We start from the raw sequence: 19808 nt of genomic DNA, 5'->3' as shown, positions 1-19808 counted from the left end.
CGATGATCCAGCCCGCGAAGCCTGCGCCGCGCGGGATACTCGTGCGAGGAGGTGCTGCCGTGGCCGAGTTCAGTGTGCAGGATGACCGGATTGTCCTGAGGCTGTCGCGTTTCGAACGGATCGCCGGAGTGCACGGTGATGTCACCGTTCCCGTCGAGCAGATCCGCGAAGCCGACGTGGTCGCCGATGCGTTCGCCAACATCCGCGGCCTGCGAGCGCCGGGCCTCGGTGTTCCACGACGCCTGCGCATCGGGACCTGGCGGGGTGGGGGAGTGCGCACCTACGTTGCCGCGCGTGCCGGCGTGCCGGCCGTGCGCGTGCGCACCGTCGGCCGTGCGGCGGGCGCGGAGTTCGACGAACTGATCGTGACTGCGGCCGACGCGGCGGATGTCGTGGCGCGGATCCGCGACGCCCTCGACGCCGACCGGCCGGGGACGGCCGAGCGGGACGTGGCGTTCGCGTCGTCGGACGGCACTCGCCTCGCCGGCACCCTCACCGTCCCCGCGGGCGCCGAGGCCGGACCGGTGGCGTTGATCCTCACCGGCTCGGGTGAGATGAACCGCGACGGCGACCATGCGAAGCTTCCGATCGGTGTCAGCCGGGCGCTTGCGGAAGCATTGGCCCGCAACGGGATCGCGTCGCTGCGCTACGACAAGCGCGGTGTCGCGAAGTCGGGTGGCGACTACTATGCGACGGGGTTGACCGACAACCGTGCCGACGCGGCGGCGGCGATCGAATGGCTGCGCAGCTCAGCGGGTTTCGCGCGCGACGCGGTCGGGGTGATCGGCCACAGCGAGGGTGCGTGCCTGGCGATGGCGCTCGGTGCGGACCGGACGGTGGATCCGTCGGCGGTGGTGTTGCTCGCCGGACCGGCGGTGACCGGCCGGGAAGTGCTGCTCTGGCAGTCGGGGAAGGCCGTCGACGGGTTGCCTGTCCCTACCCGTGCGATCCTGCGCGTGCTGCGGGTGGACGTGAAGGCCAGACAGCGCAAGGCACTCGACAAGCTGTATCGATCGACCGGCGACGTCGCGCGGATGGGCGGCCGCAAGGTCAATGCCCGCTGGTTCCGGGAGTTCCTCGACTTCGATCCGAAACCGCTACTGCAGAAGAATCATTCGCCGGTGCTCGCGATCACCGGCGCGAAGGACTTACAGGTGGATCCCGACGATCTGGCGTCGATAGCGGCGCTCGTACCGGACGGGGTCGACACCGTCCGGATGCCGGACCTGACCCACCTGCTGCGCCGCGATCCGGCGCCGCCGTCGCTGCGGGTCTACCGGAAACTGGTGCGGCAACCGGTGGATCCCGAGGTGCTGTCGCTGGTGGCCGACTGGACGGCCGGCCACCTGCGACGCGTCTGACGGACTTACCGGACGACGACGCCGTCGTCGTCGCTGTAGACCGTCTCGCCCGGGTTGAAGGTGACGCCGCCGAAGGAGACGGGAACGTTCTTCTCGCCGGAGCCGGTCTGGGTGCTCTTGCGCGGATTGGTGCCGAGGGCCTTGATGCCGATGTCGAGGGTGCGCAGGATCGCGGAGTCGCGGACTGCGCCGTTGACGATGACGCCGGCCCAGCCGTTGGAGACGCCGCGCCCGGCGATGATGTCGCCGACGAGGGCGGTGTGCACGCTCGCGTCGCCGTCGACCACCAGGACGCCGCCGTTGCCGGGCTCGCTCAGGGTCTGCTTCACCAGCAGGTTGTCCTGGAAGCACTTGATGGTGGTGATCGGGCCGGAGAACGCGGCCCGGGCACCGAACTGGATGAACTGGGTGTCGCAGCTGCGAATGTCCGGTCCGATCTCGTCGGCCAGATCGGCGGTCGCTACCTGCTCACTCATGGTTTCTTCCCTTCGTCGGTTCGCGCGTCCACCATAATTGACCGGTCGGTAACTTGTGGAGGTCAGCCGCGCCCGTGGCGGCGCTCGTAGTCGTCACGGACCCGGTCGGCGCGGCGCTGCGCCTTCTCGGCGACCAGCTCGGGGTCCAGGCCGTGGCTGTGCAGGCGATGCCGGCGGTACACCTGCATCAATGCGATCGCGAAGTAGACCAGCGGCAGGAACAGCAGCGCCATCATCGCCAGCGGCACCCACACGGGGCCGGGGATCAGCAGGAACAGCGCGAGGATCGGCAGGATCGGCAGCGTGAACCGGATGAGGTAGCGCACCGACGCGCCCGGACCGACCAGGTCCTGGCGCACCCAGTCCTGCAACTCGTCGGGCAGCGTCCGGCCGAAGAGGTACCCGACGTACTGCCCGAACGTGGGGCGCTGTGGTGCGGACATGGGTCCAGACTAGAGCGGCCCGCGACGGGAACGAACCTAGGTCTCGTACCGAACATTTGCTACCGTCGCGAACGGGCAGACGATGAACTCGACATCTGCACGGCAACAGGAGAATACGTGGACCACACGACGACTGCCGGTGGGCCCGCACTGAGCGTCTGCCTCGCCGCGACGGCCGGGTGGCCACTCGGCGATTCGCTCGCGATGCTCGATCGGATCGGCGCCCGGCGTTTCGGCGTCCTGGCCGCCACCCTGGGCGCCCAGGGCTGGGACACGGCTCCACTCGGCCTGGCAGGAACGGGGTCTGATGCGGACCCTCGCCGACAACCTCGATGCGATTCACCTCGTCCAGCTCGGCGACCACCGGGTCGAGGTCACGTCGGTGCCGAACCGCTGGGTGCCCGGCGACGGGCACATCCCGCTGGATCGGCTGGTGCGGGAGGTGCGCGAGTTGGGTTACGCGGGGCTGGTGGATCTCGAGCTGCTGGGTCCGGCGATCGACGACGAGGGCCCGGAGTCGGCGCTGGGGCGCGGGTTGGACTGGATGCGAACGCACGTCCCCGTTCCGGCCGGGATCTGATCGACGGGCTCAGGCGTACAGGTCGGTGATCCGGTCGGCGAAGTTGTCGACGACCTTCTTGCGCTTGAGCTTCATGCTGGGCGTGATCTCGCCGTTCTCGATGGTCAGTTCGCGTTCGAGGATGGTGAACCGCTTGATCTGCTCCCACCGGTTGAGCCCGGTGTTGAGTTGGTCGATGTAGGCACTCATCATCGCGATGGTCGGTGCCGCCGCGGCGACCTCGCGCATCGGCCGATCGCCCATGCCGTTCTCCTGGGCCCATTCGGCGATCGCCTCGCCGTCGAGACTGATGAGGGCGACGCAGTACGACTTGCCCTCCCCGTGGACGATGATCTCCCCGACATACGGGCAGATGCCCTTGAACGTGGCCGCGATCGCGGACGGTGCGACGTACTTGCCGTTGGACGTCTTGAACATGTCCTTCTTGCGGTCGGTGATCCGCAGGAACCCGTCGGCGTCGATCGTGCCGATATCACCGGTGTGGAACCATCCGTCGCTGCTGAGGGACTCGGCGGTGGCGTCCGGATTGTCGTGGTAGCCGCTCATCACTCCCGGACCCTTGATCAGGATCTCGCCGTCCTCCGCGATCTTCACGTCGGTGCCCGGGATGGGCCAACCCACCGTGCCGAACCGGTACGCCGTCGGCCGGGCCACGAGCGACGCGGCACTGGTCTCGGACAGCCCGTAGCCCTCGAGGACGACGATGCCGACGGCGTCGAACCATTGCGCCACATCGTGATCCAGCGCCGCCGAGCCGGAGATGAAGAACTTCAAGCGTCCGCCGAACCGGTCCCGGATCTTCTGGAACACCAGCCGGTCGGCGAGGGCGTACTGCGCCTTCTGCATCGTCGACGGTGTCTTGCCGGCCTGCCGTGTCTTCGACATCGCCAGCCCCACGCCGATCGCCCAGTCGAAGATCTTCTCCTTCACGCCGCCTTCGGCTTTCACCGTGCCGACGATGCGCGCGTATGCCTTCTCGAAGATGCGTGGCGCGGCGCCCATGAACGTCGGCCGGACCACGGCGAGGTTGTCGACGATCTTGTCGACGTGTCCGTCCACGGCGGTCGCGAATCCGATCTGCAGCGGCAGCGTCAGCAGGATCTTGCCGAACACGTGCGACAGCGGCAGCCACAGGTACTGCAGGTCGTCGGCGTCGAGGATCCCGACCGCGTCGATCGCGGCGGCCTCGTACGTCCACGCCGAGTGCGGCAACCGCACGCCCTTCGGTCGACCGGTGGTGCCGGAGGTGTAGATCAGTGTCGCGAGGCTGTCCGGCGAGATCCCGGCGATCCGCTCGTCGACGGCGTCGGGCCGCTCGGCCAGCAGGCGCTCGCCGAGGGCGGCGAGGTCGTCGAACCCGACCACCCACTCGTCGTCCGCGGGTGCGGTGCCGTCGACGAGCACCACGCGCTGCACGTCGGGGATCTCGGCGCGGTGCTCGCGCAGCTTCGCGAGCTGGGCCTCGTCCTCGGCGACCACGACCCGGCTGCCCGAGTTCGCGATGATGAAGGCGACGTCGGACGCCGTGGTCGTCGGGTACACGGTGGTGGTCGCGGCGCCCGCGCACATCACCGCCAGGTCGGCGAGCACCCACTCGTACCGGGTCATCGACGCCAACGCGACGCGCTGCTCCGACTCGACGCCCAGCGCGATCAGCCCGGCCGCCAGCGCGCGCACCCGCTTGCCGACGTCGGCCCACGTCACGCTCGTCCAGCCCGCACCGCCCGGACCGGGGAATCGGAAGGCCTCCGCCTGCGGGGATGCGGCCACCCGATCGATGAACATCCGGGCGACCGACGGCGCCCGCTCCTCGATCTTGGACCAGTCCACGACCTCGTCTGACGCGCGCGAAGCTGTCATAACCCGAGTCTAGAAACCCCCTGCGAACCCCTGAACGGGAATTCACGGCACGGTTCGGTCTCGAAAGTGCGCCGTGCATTCCCGTTCAGGGGTTGATCAGCGGAGGTCCCGGCGGCGTAACGCGGCCAGTCCGGCGAACAGGAGTGCCGCGGCAATCAGCAGCAACCAGACGATCGGGGCGGCCTGGAACTCGCCGCCAGGCAGCTTGGGGAGGTGGGTGAACGGGACGACGTCGAGCAGGGGCTGTGGCAGATCGGCGACCATCCCGAACACGTACAGCGCCATCAACGTCCCGAACACCGCCCAGGCCGCGGGTGCGAAGCGCGGCAGCACCCCGAACAGTGCGACGGTGATGCCGGTGACCAGCCAGACGGCGGGCAGCTGCACCAGAGCGGCGCCCAGGATCCGGGGAACCTCGCCACCGATGTCGTCCACCGACGCGCCGTACGCGAAACCGGCCGCCAGTCCGGCGACGGTGAGCGCGACGGCGGGGCCGATCAGCGCGAACAGGATGTGGCTCATCGCCCACCGGTCCCGCCCGATCGACGCGGCGAGGATCGACTCTGCCCGGCCCGACTCCTCCTCGTCGTGCAGTTGCAGTGTCGCGGAGACGGTGTAGGCGCTGGATACCAGCCCCAGGATCGTGAAGGCCATCGCGATGAACGAGTCCTCGAGCGCCGACGGCCCACCGAGCCGCGCCAGGACCTGGGTGATGAGCTCGCTGTCGCCCAGCTGATCGCTGACACCGTGTGCGGCGCCGCCGATCACGAGTGCGAACACGGTCAGGCCCACCGTCCAGGCGATCATCGACCCGCGCTGCGTGCGCCACGCGAGCCCGACGGGGCCGGCCAGCGACGGCGGTGATGCCGCAGGCCCGGGCCGTTCGGCGATCAGACCGGCGCCGAGGTCGCGTCGGGACAGGAGGCGGTACGCGACGGCGACGAGTACGACGGTCGTGACCGCCGGTAGCAGCAGCACCCACCAGCGTTCGTCGGCGTACGGCCGCACCTGCTGGGCCCAGCCGATGGGGGACAGCCACGACAGCGTCCCGGAGGTGGCGTCGCCCACCGCGCGGAGCAGGAAGGCGAGCGCGAGGACGGCGAAGGCGATGCCGCGCGCGAGCCGTGCCCCGGTGCTCACCTGGGCGGCCACACCGGCGACCCCGGCGAACACCGCACCGGCGCCGAGCACCGCGGCGCCGAATGCGATGGAACCCGTTGCGCCGGTACCGATACCGATCAGACCGAGGGTGCCGACGAGCGCGCTGATCGTGGCGCCGATACCCGCGACGAGCAGCGCGGCGGTGAGGCCCGCGTACCGGCCGATGGACGTGGAGTCGAGTAGTTCGGTACGGCCGGTCTCTTCCTCCGTGCGGGTGTGCCGGACGACGGTGAGGATCACGGCGACGGCCAGGAACGTGAACAGGTAACCGGCGCGCCACGTGGTCAGGGCCCCCACGCTCGAGCCGAAGATCGGTCCTACCAAGGCGATTTCGGACTTCAGGGCCGCGGTCGACTCCGCGAACGCGGTGCGGGCGGCGTCGGTGGTGTACAGCCCGGCGATGGCCTTGCCGTACACGATCGGCAGCAGACCGATCGTGATCGACCACGCCGGCAGGATCAGCCGGTCACGTCGCAGGCACAGGCGTAGCAGTGCGCCGGTCCCGGCAAAATGGGCGGGCGACCGTCGATCCGTCCGGACCGACGCGACCGGCGCGGCGGTGGTGGTCATACCCGCACCTCCTCCGTCAGCTCGTAGTGCCGCAGGAACAGTTCCTCGAGCGTCGGGGGCGTGCTGACCAGACTCCGCACCCCGATGTCGCCGAGCGTGCGAATCAGCGTCCCCAGGGCGTCCGCATCCACCTGACAGTGCAGGGTGCGGCCGTCGAATCGAATGTCCGCGACCCCGGGAATGGCGGCCAGGTCGCCCGGATCGGCGGTGAGTTCGGCGGTGATCGACGTGCGGCTGAGATGACGCATCGAGTCGATCGTGCCGCTCTCGACCGTCCTGCCGGACCGGATGATGGTGACCTTCTGGCACAGCGCCTCCACCTCCGACAGGATGTGGCTCGACAACAGTACGGTCACGCCGCGCGCGCCTGCCTCGGCGATGCAGTCACGGAAGATCTTCTCCATCAACGGATCCAGGCCCGACGTGGGCTCGTCCAGCAGCAGCAGCCGGGCGTGTGACGAGAATGCCGAGATCACGGCGACCTTCTGCCGGTTGCCCTTGGAGTAGGTGCGCGCCTTCTTCCGCGGGTCCAGGTCGAACCGTTCGATCAGGTCGGCCCGGCGTGCGGTGTCGAGGCCACCGCGCATCCGCGCGAGCAGGTCGATGATCTCGCCGCCCGTCAACGACGGCCAGAGCGTGACATCGCCGGGTACGTAGGCGATCTCGCGGTGCAGTTCCACCGCGTCCCGCCACGGGTCGCGGCCCAGCAGTCTCGTCGTCCCGCCGTCGGCGCGGAGGAGTCCGAGGAGAACCCGGATGGTGGTGGACTTCCCGGCGCCGTTGGGGCCGAGGAAACCGTGCACCTCGCCCTCGCTGACCGTGAGATCGAACCCGTCGAGGGCGCGGGTGGCGCCGAACGTCTTCACGAGCTTGTCGATTTCGATGATGTTGGTCATGCCTTCTCCTCGGGAGACGGAATGTGGGGCAACGGATCGGCTGAAGGGTCCCTTTACGCGCTGCGGGCGCACGAGGGGTCCCTTCAGCCCGGGTCGGGGTCGGGGTGGACGCCGGTGTAGGCGTCGAGCATCGACGAATCGACGAACAGTCCCTCGGTGTAGACCTCGAGGCCCGGCAGCATGATCTCGTCCGTCATGTCGCGGATCGCGCGGGCGTAGTCCGTGGACCGGTCATCGTCGGACCGCATCTGCAGGTAGAGCAGGGTCGACCCGAGACTGTTCATGGTGAGGTAGCGTGCGCGTGCGGTCGGGTCGCGACTTGCGCGCACCCGCCCCTCGGCGACCGCCGCCTCGAGATACGCCTCGACGCCCGCAACCATGTGCTCGAACAGTGACGTCGCGAGCCGCCCCCCGGCCTGGAAGCTGCGTACGAGGTACGCCACCAGGGGCGCGTACCGCTCGAGCTCCGACAACGAGGAGAGCATGCGCGCCGGACTGGACGCCGTCAGCACATCCGTCTTCTCGGCGATGATGATGCCGAGGACCTCCTCGTCGCACACCGCCCGTAGGCCCTGTTTGGAGCCGAAATGGTGGTTCACCAGGCCGGGCGAGACCCCCGCCGCGGTCGCGACGGTGCGGATCCCGGCGTCGAACCCCTGTTCACCGAACACGCGGATCGCGGCATCGCGGATCCGGGCGCGGGTGTTGAGGTCCCGGTCGGACGGAACAGCCATGGCTGAACACATGTTCAAAGTCTTACTCGCCTGTTCAACCCCCGCAAGGGGACGGCCGCGTTCCTGACAGGATCTTGACGCGAAACCGGCACAACGATTTTGGTCCCAACAAACACCCGATTGTGTTAGCTTCGCGAACAATTGACCCGCGATCCGGGCCTGCCGAAGTGAGGATGGACTTACGTGACGCTGAACATCGCCGACCTGTACGAAGCGGTCGCGGATGCGATTCCGGACCGGGTGCCGGTGGTGTGTGGGGACGAACGCCGGACCTACGCCGAGCTCGACCGCCGGGCCAACCGGCTCGCGCACCACCTCGAGTCGGTGGGAGTGCAGCCCGGGCAGCACGTGGCGGTCCATATGCGGAACCGGATGGAATACGTGGAGGCCCTGCTGGCCTGCATGAAGATCCGCGCGGTGCCGATCAACGTCAACTTCCGGTACACCGACGCCGAACTGGTGTACCTGTACAGCAACTCCGACAGTGTCGCGCTCATCGTCGAGAACGAGTACCTCGCGACCGCGGGCGTGGCTCTGCCGCAGTGCCCGGGCATCGGGCACGTCGTCGTGGTCGGCGAGCACGACGGGCTGCCGGCCGGTTTCGAGTCCGTGACGGTGGTCGACTACGAGGACGCCCTCGCCGCGCAGCCCGACACCCGCGGCTTCGGACCGCGCAGTTCGGACGACCACTTCGTGATCTACACGGGCGGCACCACGGGGATGCCGAAGGGCGTGGTGTGGCGGCACGAGGACTTCTACTTCGCGGCGCTGTGTGGTGGAAACGTCGGCGGCGCCCCCCGACGTTCGCTCGAGGAGGTGGTGGCCGGCGCCACCGCCAACACCGAACCCTCTGCGTACCTGTTGATTCCGCCGCTGATGCACGGGGCGGCCATCTATTCGCTCCTCATCGCCTTCCTCATGGGCGAGCGGCGCGTCCTCACCCGTACGTTCGACCCGGCCGACGTGCCGCGTCTGGTCGAGGCCGAGCAGCTCGCGGGCATCACGGTCGTCGGCGACGCCATCGCGCGCCCGATCGCCGACGCCATCCGCGAACACGGGGCGGGCCACGACCTGAGTTCGTTGAAGATGATGGGCTCGGGTGGTGCGCTGTTCTCCCCGAAGCTCAAGGACGAACTGCGCGAGATGATCCCGGGCCTGACGATCAAGGACGCATTCGGCGCGTCCGAGACCGGTCACGACGGCATCGTCGAGTTCGGCGAGGACGGCACGAAGCGAATCCGCTCCAACCCCAACATGATCCTCGTCGACGAGAAGTTCCGGCCGATGTCGCCGGGCTCCGACGACGTGGGCTTCATCGCGCGCAGGGGACACGTGCCGCTCGAGTACTACAAGGACGAGGCGAAGACGGCCGCCACGTTCCCGGTGGTCGACGGCGTGCGGATGGCGATCCTGGGCGACATGGGTCGGATGGAGGAGGACGGCACCATCCTGCTGCTCGGTCGGGGATCCACGTGCATCAACACCGGTGGCGAGAAGGTGTACCCCGAAGAGGTGGAGCAGGCACTCAAGACCCACCCCGCCGTGATGGATGCGCTGGTGGCCGGTGCCCCCGACGTCCGGTACGGGGAGCGAGTCGCAGCGGTGGTGCAGTTGCGGCCCGGCTTCGACGACGCCGACCCCGGCCAGATCGCCGAACACTGCCGCGTTCACGTTGCGGGCTACAAGATTCCGCGTGCCGTGGTGGTGGTTCCGTCGATCCGGCGGTCCCCCAGTGGCAAGGCCGACTACCGCTGGGCGCGCGAGGTCGTCACGGCGGGCTAGGTCTGCCGGGATTATCCGCCGCACATGCGTGGGGCCGGTAGTCGTACGACTACCGGCCCCACGCATGTGCCGATCCGCTCACGGCGGCAGAGTCGAGATGTCGACCGCGAACTCCGTCGGCGAGAGGTTCCCGGATCAACAGACGGGTGACGATCAGCCCAGGATGGCGCGGCGGTCGCGGTCCGGATTCGCGAGCAGCAGTGCCGCGACGGCAGCGATGGCGGCGAGGATGCCGATCACCTGGAACACCAGGGTGTAGCCGGCCGTCGGGGTGGCGGCGTTGTCGATGATCACGCCCGTCGCATACGGCGCAATGAGCCCACCGATGGCCATGGTCGCGAGGAAGGCGCCCATGGTGCCGGCCGTCTGCTGAGGTGGGCACAGCTCCGAGATGGCCGCGTTGATGAGAGGAAACGCCATGCTGGCGGCACCGTAGCCGATCGACAACGCAATAACCGCCAGCATCGGTACGTCGACGAGGGGCAGCGCCGCCAGAACAATCCCGCAGACCAGCACGCCGATGCACGGAACGATGATCCGTACCGTGCGGGAGCTCGCGCCACGTCCCATCAGTCGGTCTGTCACGAATCCCGAGGTGATCAACAGGATGAGTGTGACGATGGCGGGTATCGCGAGCATCGATCCGGCCTGCAGCGCGCTGTACCCGAGGCCACGTTCGAAGTATGAAGGGAGCCAGGTCAATACCACAGTAGACAGGCCGTAGACGACGATCGTGAGCGCGCCGCAACTGACGAATGTACGGGAGAGGAGGATCTTCCGCCACGGAACGCTCGCCACGGCGTCGTCAGCATCGCCGGCCTCGGCCTTCGGTGCCTTCCCCGTGTAGGGGCCCTCGGTCCAACCGATGAGCCAGCACACCATCCATGTGACGCCGAGGACGGTCAAGACTGCGACGGTGGTTTTCCAGCCGTAGTTGATGGTGATGAACGTGAGGACCGGGGCGAGCAGGATCTTCGCGATGGATCCCGATGCCATGAGGAAGGCGCCCGGCAGGCCACGCTTGTTCGGTGGATGCCAGGAGTAGGTCGCAGTGTGCATGAGCGCAGAACTCGGACCTTCGGCGAGTCCCAAGAGCATCCGACCCACGATGAGGGTCACCAGGGATGCCGAGATCAGCAGCGGCAGCATCACCACCGACCATGCTGCGGCGAGGATGAGCAGCGCCCAGCGCAGCGTCAGGTACTTGTTCAGGGGACCAGCGAAGAAGCCGCCGATCGTGAAGGTGAGGAAGAACAGCGAGCCGACCATGCCGATCTGGGCGGAGGTGAGGCCCAGTTCACGGGCCATCGGCTGGGCGATGATGCCCAGGACGGCTTTGTCGGCATAGTTGATGATGTAGAGAAACACGACGAGGCCCGTCATGCTCCAGGCGCGGCGCCGGTTGTCGGGTCGGCTTTGGGCGACTATCGGAACAGCAGTCTGCTCTGCGGTCATTCAGTCATTCCTTCGGGCTGATGCTCTCGACCCTCGTGGGCTGAAGCTCTGGATGGGGATGATTTGTTATTACGTTGCGCAAGAGAGTGATCCACTCGGGTATGGGCGGCAGTCGACCACTCCGAAGGTGCGTGGTTGTGCCCGGGTGCGAGTGGAAGAGGCGATGCGGGGAGTCCCGCATCACAGACAATAGCGATGAGTGTCCTATCGAACAAACAATTGATTCGGGTGGATGCGATGGCGTCCTATCGGGACTGGGCTGAAGGTGCACAGACGCCCGGCTGTTGATGGAGTGCAAGACCACCGATTCCCCGCCATGAGCTTCGCTCTACGGAATCGGTTGATGCGCAACGTCATCGATTTGCAGGGCTGAAGTCTTAGAGCAAGCCGGACTCGCGGTGTTCGCGGCGGTGGTCGGCGATACCGGGGTGCCTAGCTCAGGGGGAATCGTTGCTTGACGTAGTCGGTGATGACGTCGGCGACGCAGACTGCCCGCTATGCCGCACACTCTGAGCGCGGCGGTCACAGCCCTCCTCTGGTCTGGACTGCGTGCCGCATGTGCGTGCCGCATGCGCGCGCCGGCTGCGAGTCAGTTCGGTGGGCGCCGGGTGGGCCGAAGGCATGCTCGGTCGCCATGTGGATTGCCTGAGTCGGTTCGGGCTTCCTCAGCATCGGCTGAACATCCCTTCGAGTGTGTGACCGGACTCACCGGGTATGAGCCAGGACTGATTGAACCGCTGCGACGCCGCTGATGTCAAGACCGATCTATCGATCGGTAAGTCAATATAGTGCCTGTACAGCGCCTTCTTTGTCCATTCGTTTCTGTTTGACAGAGATGGATTCTTGCAACGCGCTGGTGTGGTGACCCGGCGTGTGCGCCGACGATGGCCGGTCGTCCCGGTGCGGTCGCGCCGTCCGGCAGTTGCGGAGGCCACGATGATCCCCAAGGCGTCAGTGGGCAAGATCGACAAGAAGGCGCTGCGCGTGCAGTTCGTGCCGTAGCGTCGGTGATCTCGACGGGGCCTCCCGAATGTGAGGCGGAACCTGCCGCGTCGGATATCGAAGGTCCTGGTCGGGTCGAGCATTGAGCGAAACAAATTGCGTAAGAGTTTCTTTCGTGCGCAAACAACGATCGGTCAGGGGCTTGTACCGGCCGCGGTTGTATACCGGCGGGCGACCCGACGGCTGCCAGGCGGCTTCCATGACCAGGCCCGGGACGATGTTGCGGTCCCTGCCCGGGACAACCGAATCGATAATGCACTCGATATGCGCGAGGGAGCCCTCGATCAGTGGTGACCCTGTTCTTCCTGTGCGCTAGAAGACATCGCCGAATTAGTCATCGCGCCGTTGCGCGATGAGGTTACTCAGCTCGAGCTGGCTCCCGCGAGCGCATTGATGCAGCAGGCACCCGATGTCCTGATCTGCTGCCGGCTCGTCGATGCCTTCGAGGGGCAGAACATTACGATCGGGGGATTGATCGAAAGGGATGAGAACGACTGACAGGTGAGGCTCACCGGTTGCCCGCCGACGGCACCTGTCACGATCAGCACACCCGACGTGAAGTGCCCGAGATCATCCCGCAAGGCGCGACCTCCGTCCCGAACAACAGGGTCGGTGCTTACCTCAGGGGTGATCGACGAATCTCGAGTCTACGTCATGAAAATACCTCTGGCAGAAACTGATTGAAATGTGATTGATTACGAAGTGCGACGCCCTCCGGGAACGCCGCGCGCCCGGAAGGCCCCCGAGGTCCCCAGGGGGCGTCGCTGTTCGCATAGTTGGAGGGCCGGTACCGGGTCGGTATCAGAGCACTTCGTCACCGATCCCGAGGGACCGCGACCACAGATAACTGATGGTGTCGATCGCTTGGTCGTCGGAAGCCGGCCGTCCGGATCCCTGTGCGCTCATCCCGAGCCACAAGTAGCAGCTGTGCTCGAGCATCGACGAGAGCGCGGAAGCGGCGACGTAGGGGTCCAGATCCTGGTCCACAGAGCCTTTGGCCTGCATCGCCGAGACGAGTCGAGCGATCTTCCGCACACCCACTTCGCGCATACTCATCCATACCTGCACGAACTCGGAATCCACTGCCGCCGCGTGATGGACGCCGACCAACTCGGGCAGGAATTCTGTGTATGCACGCCAGAAGCCGGCGACATCCGATCTAAGGGTAGCCCTGGTGTACCTGCTGACGGGTGTGGCGTCGTCGCTCGGGTCGACGACAAGATCCATGAAGTCCTGCAACAACACTTCGAGGATCTCGCGCTTGTTGTCGAAGTAGTTGTACAGCGCGGCCGGAGACTTCCCGGCCTCGTCAGCGATGTCGGTGATCCTGGCATTGAGGTAGCCATCGCGCGCGAAGACCTTGCGTGCAGCATCCTTGATCGTCTGCTCGGTCTGCCGCCCCTTGGCCCCGATGCGTTGGCGGTCGGTTCGGTTCGTCTGCGCCACGCGGATCTCCTCCAGTTCGAGTCTTGCTGGCACAAATCGTATCGACCGCGCCGGAGCGGTGCGCTGAGAGCTAAGCCTGAATCCACCGATCCTGTGGGATACGTAAACGTTCTTCGTTCGGAATATGTTTCCGCTCAGATGATTCGGGTGCGCCCGAGTCATTCTTCGACTTCACCTGGCAGGTGAAGACCGCTCGTGGCTGGCCGGGTCGCTACGGGATCATCGAATGGCACGGTGGCAGGGCCGCAGGCCGGGGGATGTGTGACTCCCGAGCGACTAGTGCCAGGTCAGGGCTAGGCGACAGTTCCGGCGAGGACCGCTTCGATGCCTGCGCGAAACCGTTGATCGCGGTTGTCGCCGAGGATGGTGATGGCGTCGGAGGCTCCGTCAGGTTCGGCTGGTTCGCGGCCGGGAGGCATCTGAATGAGATTGTCCCATTCGCCGCTGGCGACCAGACCGAGGTAGGCCTGTTCCTCGATGACGAATCCGACGGTGAAGTTGCGCAACACATATGCGAGATTCCCCGCGTCGAAGGACGGAAGGGCGATCGCGTGCAGGAGCGTGCGCAGTGTTGCACCGAGAGCCGCCGCCGCGGCGAACGGCGAGTAGGAGCCGGCGACGATGCGGCCGCCGTCTCGAAATTTCAGCATCGCGGACCGCATGCGCATGCAGCAGGTGATTACTTGTTCGGCAGTCGGCTGGTCGGTGTCGATGTCGGACAGGTCGATGGTGGCGTAGACAGCGTCGGCCATCGCGCGGCGCAGGTCCCGTTGGTCGCGGAAGTGCTTGTAGATGGCGCCTGGGGAGACGCCGGCGGCGCCGGCCAGGCGCCGCATCGTCAGGGCGTCGAGGCCGTGCTCAGTCACGTAGTGGTGGGCGATCGCCACGAGTCGGTCCCGGGTCAGTCCACGTGCAGCCATGGCTGTCGAGCCTACGGCGGAGGGTTGACCACCGCCTCGGGCGCACTCTACCGTCACCAAGGTGAACATTGTTTACCAACCGTCCTCGGTGATGAAGCCCCGTGTCCCATTGGCCGTGGTGCTGGTCCTGGCGTGCGGAGCGCAGCTGATGGTGGTCCTGGACGGGCTGGTGGTGAACGTGGCTCTGCCCCAGATACGCCTTGATCTGGGCATGTCGCCATCGGCGCTACAGTGGGTCGTCAATGGGTATCTGGTCACCTTCGGCGGCTTGTTGCTGCTGGCCGCCCGTGCCGCCGACTTCATCGGCCATCGGCGAGTCTTCCTCGCAGGGGTCGCGGTGTTCACCCTCGCCAGCCTCGCGGGCGGCCTCGCTCACGACCCGATTGTGCTGATCGCGGCGCGCCTGGTGCAGGGTGTCGGTGCGGCGGCGTTGGCGCCGAGCAGCCTGAGCCTGCTCACCGCGACCCACACCGGCGAACACCGCGCTCGCGCGTTGGCGATCTGGAGCGCCACCTCCAGCGCGGCCGGTGCACTCGGCCTGGTGCTGGGCGGTGTGATCACCGGGGCCCTGGGTTGGCGCTGGGTACTGCTCATCAACGTGCCGATCGGCGTGCTGCTGTGGATCTTGGCGACGGCGACCCTCGCGCCGGCGCAGGTGCGCGCGAGGTGGGCGCTCGACGTGCCCGGTGCGGTGACGGTCACTCTCGGCGTCGGGGTGCTGACCTATGGCATCTCCCAAGCCGGAGCACACGGCTGGGCATCACCGTACGTCGTAGTGGCCCTTGTTGCCGCGGTCGCCCTTCTCGGGCTGTTCGTTCTCGTCGAGCGGCGCAGCTCGAAACCGCTTGTGCCCTTGTCGATTCTGCGCCGACGCAATATCGTGGTCGGGAACACCGTTATTGCGGGACTCGGCGCGATCATGACCGCCACGATGTACTTCTTGTCGCTCTACCTGCAGCAAGTCCTCGGAAATAGTCCACTGCGGACCGGTCTCGCGCTGGTACCGATGAGCATCGTGCTCACGCTCGGTGCGCTCGCCTCGAGGTCGCTGCTTGCCGCATTCGGGGTACGCCGTCTCATCACCGCGGGAGGTCTTCTGATGGCGGCCGGGCTCTTCTGGCTCGCGACCATCACCACGCACAGCGGCTACGTGCTGCACATTCTCGGACCGACGCTCGTGTGGGCTGCTGGGGCGAGCATCGTCATCATGCCGTGCGTCGCCCTGGCTACCACCGGCATCGACGCCGAGCACGCGGGCCTCGCCTCGGGACTGGTCAACACTGCGCGAGGAACTGGCGGTGCGGTCGGACTCGCGGTTTTGGTGTCCACCGCCGCCACGGTGACCGCGCACTCGAACGCCTCGGACTCGTTGGAGCGCCTCGTCCAGGGATACAGGGTCGCGATCATGGTCGCAGCGATCATCGCCGCGCTTGTGGCAGTCCTCGCGGTTGCCGCTCGAACGGCGGGCGCCAACAGTGCCGAAGCAGAGCAGGCCACCCAAGGAGACCTATAGTGCCGCGCATCGACTGTGACGACTCCCTCTCGCCGTCGTGCCCGGTCGCCGCGATCCGGTTCGACGCGGGTGTTGGAAAGGCTCTCGGAGCCGCGGTGGGCGGCGGGCGCGAAGGTGAGCCCGCCTGGACATCCGCCGCTGCGGTCACGCTACTTGCCGGCGCGGACGGAGTCGGGGAGGGCTGGCGGGTCGGCTTCGAGGCGATGTCGGAATACACGTGTGGGCACGGATGGCTCCGAGCTGACGGAGCCATCCGTGCCCACATCGGGTACTGCTGAGGCGACAGCGGCGCTGCGCTACCGCCCGACGGAGAGAGGCCGGTTCAGGTCTGTTCGCTCACATGAGCGGGTCGACAGTTCCCGTCATGAGTGACGGCGAAGCGGCGAGGAGCGGACCGAGATCGGTGATGGCCCCCTCGCCGGCCCGAAACTTGCGATACGCGGCATCGTGCTCGGCTGATTCCCAGGTCTCGACGAAACGCCAGGTATTGGGATCTCTACCGTCGATAACCGACTTCACACTCACGCAGCCGGGGAATCCACGAGTCTCGCCGAGTACCCGTGCCATCACCTCGCGCGCCTTGTCCAGGGATTCCGGCTTGAAGGTCAACTCCAGTACTGCGATCAATTCCATGTCAACTCCTCGGTAGTGGGGCGAATGATGTGTCTGCGATTCGCAGACAGGTCGGTCCGACTGCTCTAGGACCTCGTCGATCGGTTCGGGGCGTCCGTGTCACCGGAACTCGGAGGCAATGTCCCGTCCGACGATCTCCTTCATGATCTCGGTGGTACCGCCGTAGATGGTCTGGATTCTCGAGTCGACATAGGCGCGTCCGATCGGATACTCCATCATGTAGCCGTAACCGCCGTGAAGCTGTACGCAGCGGTCGACTACGCGGGTCTGGAGTTCGGTCGCCCACCACTTGCTCATCGACGCGTCGACGGCAGTGAGCTCGCCGTCGCCGAGTGCGAGAACGCAACGGTCGATGTGCGACTCGGTGACCTCGATTTCGGTGCGCATCTCGGCCAGGGCGAAGCGGGTGTTCTGCAGATCGCCGATCGGCCGTCCGAAGGCCTTGCGTTCGAAGACATACGACTTCGTCCACTCGTATGCTGCCCGCGCCGCTGCGATCGCGTTCACCGCGATGGAGATCCGCTCGAGCGGTAGGTTCTCCATCAGGTGGATGAAACCCCGCCCCTCGGTGCCCAGCAGGTTGTCGGCGGGCACGCGCACGTCCTCGAACACCAACTCGGCGGTGTCCTGGGCGGCCAGCCCGACCTTGTGGAGCTTTCGTCCGCGGCTGAAACCGGGAGCATCACGTTCGACGACGATCAGTGAGAAGCCCCGGGATCCTGCCTCGGGGTCGGTGCGGCACACCACGATCACGATATCGGCGTGGATTCCGTTGGTGATGAACGTCTTCTGTCCGTTGATCACCCATTCGTCGCCATCCCGCACCGCGCTGGTCTTGACACCCTGCAGGTCGCTGCCTGCCCCCGGCTCGGTCATCGCGATCGCGCCGATCAGGTCACCGGCGGCCATGCCCGGCAGCCATCGCCGCTTCTGCTCCTCGGTACCGAGATGCACGATGTAGGGGATCACGATGTCGTCGTGAACACTCAGGCCGGAGCCGAACGAGGTGACCGCCGTCCGGGCGATCTCCTCCGCAACGACGTGTCGGAATCGGTAGTCGGTGACACCCGACCCACCGAACTCTTCGGGAACGCCGAGGCCGACCATTCCGGACCTGCCCGCCGCGGTCCACGCAGAACGATCGATCAGCTTGTCGGTCTCCCAGCGTTCGTAGTGTGGCTCGATCTCGCGAGCGAGAAACTCGCGGACCGATTCGCGGTAAGCCTGGTGGTCGGCCTCGAAGTGTCTACGCTGCATTCCGTCTCCTTGGCGGGTTCATGGGCGGACAGACACCTGCACACCCGGGTGTGCCCGAGTGCGCAGGTGAGTTGTTCTGTGTGTCAGAGGCGTTCGATGATGGTGGCGTTGGCCATGCCGGCGCCTTCGCACATGGTYTGCAGGCCGTAGCGTCCGCCGGTGGCTTCGAGGTGGTTGACGAGGGTGGTGAGCAGGCGGGTGCCGGAGGAGCCGAGGGCGTGGCCGAGGGCGATGGCGCCGCCGCGGGGGTTGAGCTTGGCGGGGTCGGCGCCGAATTCGTGTGCCCACATCAGYGGGACGGGGGCGAAGGCCTCGTTGACCTCGTAGGCGTCGATGTCGTCGATGCTCAGGCCCGACTTGGCGAGGACCTTGTGGGTGGCCGGGATCGGGGCGGTGAGCATGAACATCGGGTCGTCGCCGGCGACGGAGAACGAGTGGAACCGGGCGCGCGGGGTSAGKCCCAGCTTGGATGCCATCTCCTCGCTCATGATCAGSACSGCGGAGGCGCCGTCGGTGAACGGCGAGGAGTTGCCGGGAGTGATGTGCCACTGCGCTTCCGGGAACCGCTGCGAGAACTCGTCGCTGCGGAACGCGGACTTCAGGGCGCCCAGTCCGTCGGCGGTGGTGGAGGCGCGCACGGTCTCGTCGACGGTGTGGGAGACGGTCTCACCGGCGGCGTTCTGCACGTCGATGGGGACGATCTCCTTGTCGAACAGGCCGTTCGCGGCCGCTGCGGCGGCGCGTCGGTGGGATTCGGCGGAGTACGCGTCGAGGGTCTCGCGGTCGAGCTTCCACTTCGCGGCGATCAGTTCGGCCGAAATGCCCTGGTGGATCAGCCCTTCCGGGTACCGGGCGGCGATGCCGGGGCCGGCGGTGTCCTGGCCGATGGGRGAGGTTCCCATGGGGATGCGGCTCATCGATTCGACACCGCAGGCGATGACGATGTCGTAGGCGCCGGCGATGACGCCCTGTGCGGCGAAGTGCGCGGCCTGCTGGCTCGATCCGCACTGGCGGTCGATGGTGGTGGCGGGCACCGAYTCGGGGAACCCGGCGGAGAGCAGCGCGGTGCGGGTGATGTTGAGKGCCTGYTCGCCGACCTGCTGGACGCAGCCGCCGATGACGTCGTCGACGAGGACGGGGTCGAGGTCGTTACGGTCGATGATCGAGCGTAGGACTTCGGCGAGGAGTTCGACGGGGTGGGTGCYGGCGAGGGCGCCGCCCTTCTTTCCCTTGCCGGATGCGAGGCGGACSGCGTCGACGATGACTGCGTTCGTCATGGGTGTTCCTTTCGAAATCAGTGGTGACCGGCGAGGTGGGGAGAAGGTCGCCGATACGGGTTGCGTGAGGTCAGCGGCCCTGCCAGACCGGTGGGCGCTTCTCGGCGAAGGCCTTCGGTCCTTCCTGCGCGTCGGCGCTGGTGAACACGATTTCCATGGCCTTGGCGTTCTGGTCCCACACGTCCTGTTCCCAGTCGGAGTAGGCGGCGGTGTGGTGGATCATGGCCTTCGATTCCCGCACCGCGAGCGGTGCGTTCGCGGCGATCTTCGCGGCGAGTTCGAGGGCGACCTCGAGCGCGGTGCCGGCCGGTGCGACGCGGTTGACCAGACCCAGGTTCAGGCCGTCGACCGCGGTGATGGGTGCGCCGGTGAGCGCGAGTTCGAGGGCGATCTTGCGGGGGATCTGCTGCTGCATGCGGATCACACCACCGGATCACACCAC

Annotated in this window: 19 protein-coding genes and 2 pseudogenes; 6 read left to right on the top strand and 15 right to left on the bottom strand. The window is 66.8% G+C overall.

Annotated features, from left to right (window positions below; all coding sequences use genetic code 11):
* The first annotated feature begins 59 nt into the window (after positions 1 to 59).
* Complete coding sequence (locus AB4Z09_RS14290; protein WP_442240041.1) at positions 60 to 1361, top strand: alpha/beta hydrolase; 1302 nt, start codon at positions 60 to 62, stop codon at positions 1359 to 1361.
* Between the two features lie 5 nt (positions 1362 to 1366).
* Here AB4Z09_RS14290 and rraA read toward each other — a convergent pair whose 3' ends face one another.
* Positions 1367 to 1837 carry a ribonuclease E activity regulator RraA gene (gene rraA, locus AB4Z09_RS14285; protein ID WP_114720402.1) on the bottom strand — a complete coding sequence of 157 codons (471 nt, stop codon included), beginning with the start codon at positions 1835 to 1837 and terminating at the stop codon, positions 1367 to 1369.
* A gap of 62 nt (positions 1838 to 1899) precedes the next feature.
* On the bottom strand, positions 1900 to 2280 hold the full coding sequence (locus tag AB4Z09_RS14280) for a DUF5313 family protein (RefSeq protein ID WP_442240040.1): 381 nt from the start codon (positions 2278 to 2280) through the stop codon (positions 1900 to 1902).
* 307 nt (positions 2281 to 2587) lie between these two features.
* On the opposite strand from AB4Z09_RS14280, the gene AB4Z09_RS14275 reads away from it, so the two are divergent.
* On the top strand, positions 2588 to 2860 hold the full coding sequence (locus AB4Z09_RS14275; protein ID WP_174907263.1) for a TIM barrel protein: 273 nt from the start codon (positions 2588 to 2590) through the stop codon (positions 2858 to 2860).
* A 9-nt stretch (positions 2861 to 2869) separates the two neighbouring features.
* On the opposite strand, the gene AB4Z09_RS14270 is transcribed toward AB4Z09_RS14275, so the two are convergent.
* The 4 genes from AB4Z09_RS14270 to AB4Z09_RS14255 all read right to left on the bottom strand — a co-directional run bounded on the left by AB4Z09_RS14270 (position 2870) and on the right by AB4Z09_RS14255 (position 8081).
* A complete protein-coding gene (locus tag AB4Z09_RS14270; RefSeq protein ID WP_442240039.1) occupies positions 2870 to 4720 on the bottom strand; it encodes an AMP-dependent synthetase/ligase in 1851 nt (616 codons plus the stop codon).
* A 96-nt stretch (positions 4721 to 4816) separates the two neighbouring features.
* Positions 4817 to 6451, bottom strand: a complete 1635-nt coding sequence (locus AB4Z09_RS14265; protein ID WP_114720406.1) for an ABC transporter permease — start codon at positions 6449 to 6451, stop codon at positions 4817 to 4819.
* On the bottom strand, positions 6448 to 7347 hold the full coding sequence (locus tag AB4Z09_RS14260) for an ABC transporter ATP-binding protein (protein ID WP_174907269.1): 900 nt from the start codon (positions 7345 to 7347) through the stop codon (positions 6448 to 6450). Before AB4Z09_RS14260 ends, AB4Z09_RS14265 begins: the two co-directional genes overlap by 4 nt.
* Positions 7348 to 7430: 83 nt before the next feature.
* A complete protein-coding gene (locus AB4Z09_RS14255; RefSeq protein ID WP_174907271.1) occupies positions 7431 to 8081 on the bottom strand; it encodes a TetR/AcrR family transcriptional regulator in 651 nt (216 codons plus the stop codon).
* Positions 8082 to 8264: 183 nt separating this feature from the next.
* Here AB4Z09_RS14255 and AB4Z09_RS14250 point away from each other — a divergent pair, with 183 nt between their 5' ends.
* Positions 8265 to 9863, top strand: coding sequence for an acyl-CoA synthetase (locus AB4Z09_RS14250; RefSeq protein WP_174907272.1), 1599 nt, complete (start codon positions 8265 to 8267; stop codon positions 9861 to 9863).
* A 153-nt stretch (positions 9864 to 10016) separates the two neighbouring features.
* On the opposite strand, the gene AB4Z09_RS14245 is transcribed toward AB4Z09_RS14250, so the two are convergent.
* The gene (locus tag AB4Z09_RS14245) at positions 10017 to 11318 is read right to left on the bottom strand and encodes an MFS transporter (protein WP_442240038.1); all 1302 of its coding nucleotides are present in this window, start codon (positions 11316 to 11318) and stop codon (positions 10017 to 10019) included.
* Between the two features lie 861 nt (positions 11319 to 12179).
* Between AB4Z09_RS14245 and AB4Z09_RS14240 the strand changes: the two genes are divergently transcribed.
* A complete protein-coding gene (locus AB4Z09_RS14240) occupies positions 12180 to 12320 on the top strand; it encodes a hypothetical protein (RefSeq protein WP_442240037.1) in 141 nt (46 codons plus the stop codon).
* On the opposite strand, the pseudogene AB4Z09_RS14235 reads toward AB4Z09_RS14240, so the two are convergent.
* The 4 genes and pseudogenes from AB4Z09_RS14235 to AB4Z09_RS14220 form a co-directional block, all read right to left on the bottom strand.
* A pseudogene (locus AB4Z09_RS14235) lies at positions 12270 to 12614 on the bottom strand (flavin reductase family protein); the annotation flags it as partial. The gene AB4Z09_RS14240 and the pseudogene AB4Z09_RS14235 overlap by 51 nt on opposite strands.
* Before the next feature lie 68 nt (positions 12615 to 12682).
* A complete protein-coding gene (locus AB4Z09_RS14230; RefSeq protein WP_442240036.1) occupies positions 12683 to 12901 on the bottom strand; it encodes a flavin reductase family protein in 219 nt (72 codons plus the stop codon).
* 220 nt (positions 12902 to 13121) lie between these two features.
* Positions 13122 to 13928 (bottom strand): TetR/AcrR family transcriptional regulator, encoded by an 807-nt coding sequence (locus AB4Z09_RS14225; RefSeq protein WP_442240035.1) that lies wholly within the window; start codon positions 13926 to 13928, stop codon positions 13122 to 13124.
* 131 nt (positions 13929 to 14059) lie between these two features.
* Positions 14060 to 14686 (bottom strand): TetR/AcrR family transcriptional regulator, encoded by a 627-nt coding sequence (locus AB4Z09_RS14220; protein WP_442240034.1) that lies wholly within the window; start codon positions 14684 to 14686, stop codon positions 14060 to 14062.
* A gap of 61 nt (positions 14687 to 14747) precedes the next feature.
* Here AB4Z09_RS14220 and AB4Z09_RS14215 point away from each other — a divergent pair, with 61 nt between their 5' ends.
* A complete protein-coding gene (locus AB4Z09_RS14215) occupies positions 14748 to 16199 on the top strand; it encodes an MFS transporter (protein WP_442240033.1) in 1452 nt (483 codons plus the stop codon).
* Positions 16199 to 16477 carry a hypothetical protein gene (locus AB4Z09_RS14210; RefSeq protein WP_442240032.1) on the top strand — a complete coding sequence of 93 codons (279 nt, stop codon included), beginning with the start codon at positions 16199 to 16201 and terminating at the stop codon, positions 16475 to 16477. The genes AB4Z09_RS14215 and AB4Z09_RS14210 overlap by 1 nt, the downstream gene beginning before the upstream one ends.
* Positions 16478 to 16535: 58 nt before the next feature.
* On the opposite strand, the gene AB4Z09_RS14205 is transcribed toward AB4Z09_RS14210, so the two are convergent.
* The 4 genes and pseudogenes from AB4Z09_RS14205 to AB4Z09_RS14190 form a co-directional block, all read right to left on the bottom strand.
* Positions 16536 to 16832, bottom strand: coding sequence for a putative quinol monooxygenase (locus tag AB4Z09_RS14205; RefSeq protein WP_442240031.1), 297 nt, complete (start codon positions 16830 to 16832; stop codon positions 16536 to 16538).
* A 99-nt stretch (positions 16833 to 16931) separates the two neighbouring features.
* Positions 16932 to 18089 (bottom strand): acyl-CoA dehydrogenase family protein, encoded by a 1158-nt coding sequence (locus tag AB4Z09_RS14200; RefSeq protein ID WP_114720426.1) that lies wholly within the window; start codon positions 18087 to 18089, stop codon positions 16932 to 16934.
* Between the two features lie 83 nt (positions 18090 to 18172).
* Complete coding sequence (locus AB4Z09_RS14195) at positions 18173 to 19366, bottom strand: thiolase family protein (RefSeq protein WP_442240030.1); 1194 nt, start codon at positions 19364 to 19366, stop codon at positions 18173 to 18175.
* A gap of 70 nt (positions 19367 to 19436) precedes the next feature.
* Positions 19437 to 19799, bottom strand: a pseudogene (locus AB4Z09_RS14190) (enoyl-CoA hydratase-related protein); the annotation flags it as partial.
* Between the last annotated feature and the right edge of the window lie 9 nt (positions 19800 to 19808).

The sequence above is a fragment of the Rhodococcus sp. TAF43 genome, from assembly GCF_052113525.1.
GTDB lineage: Bacteria > Actinomycetota > Actinomycetes > Mycobacteriales > Mycobacteriaceae > Prescottella.
Note: the sequence above shows the minus strand (reverse complement) of the source record. Positions and strands in the feature narration are given on the sequence as shown.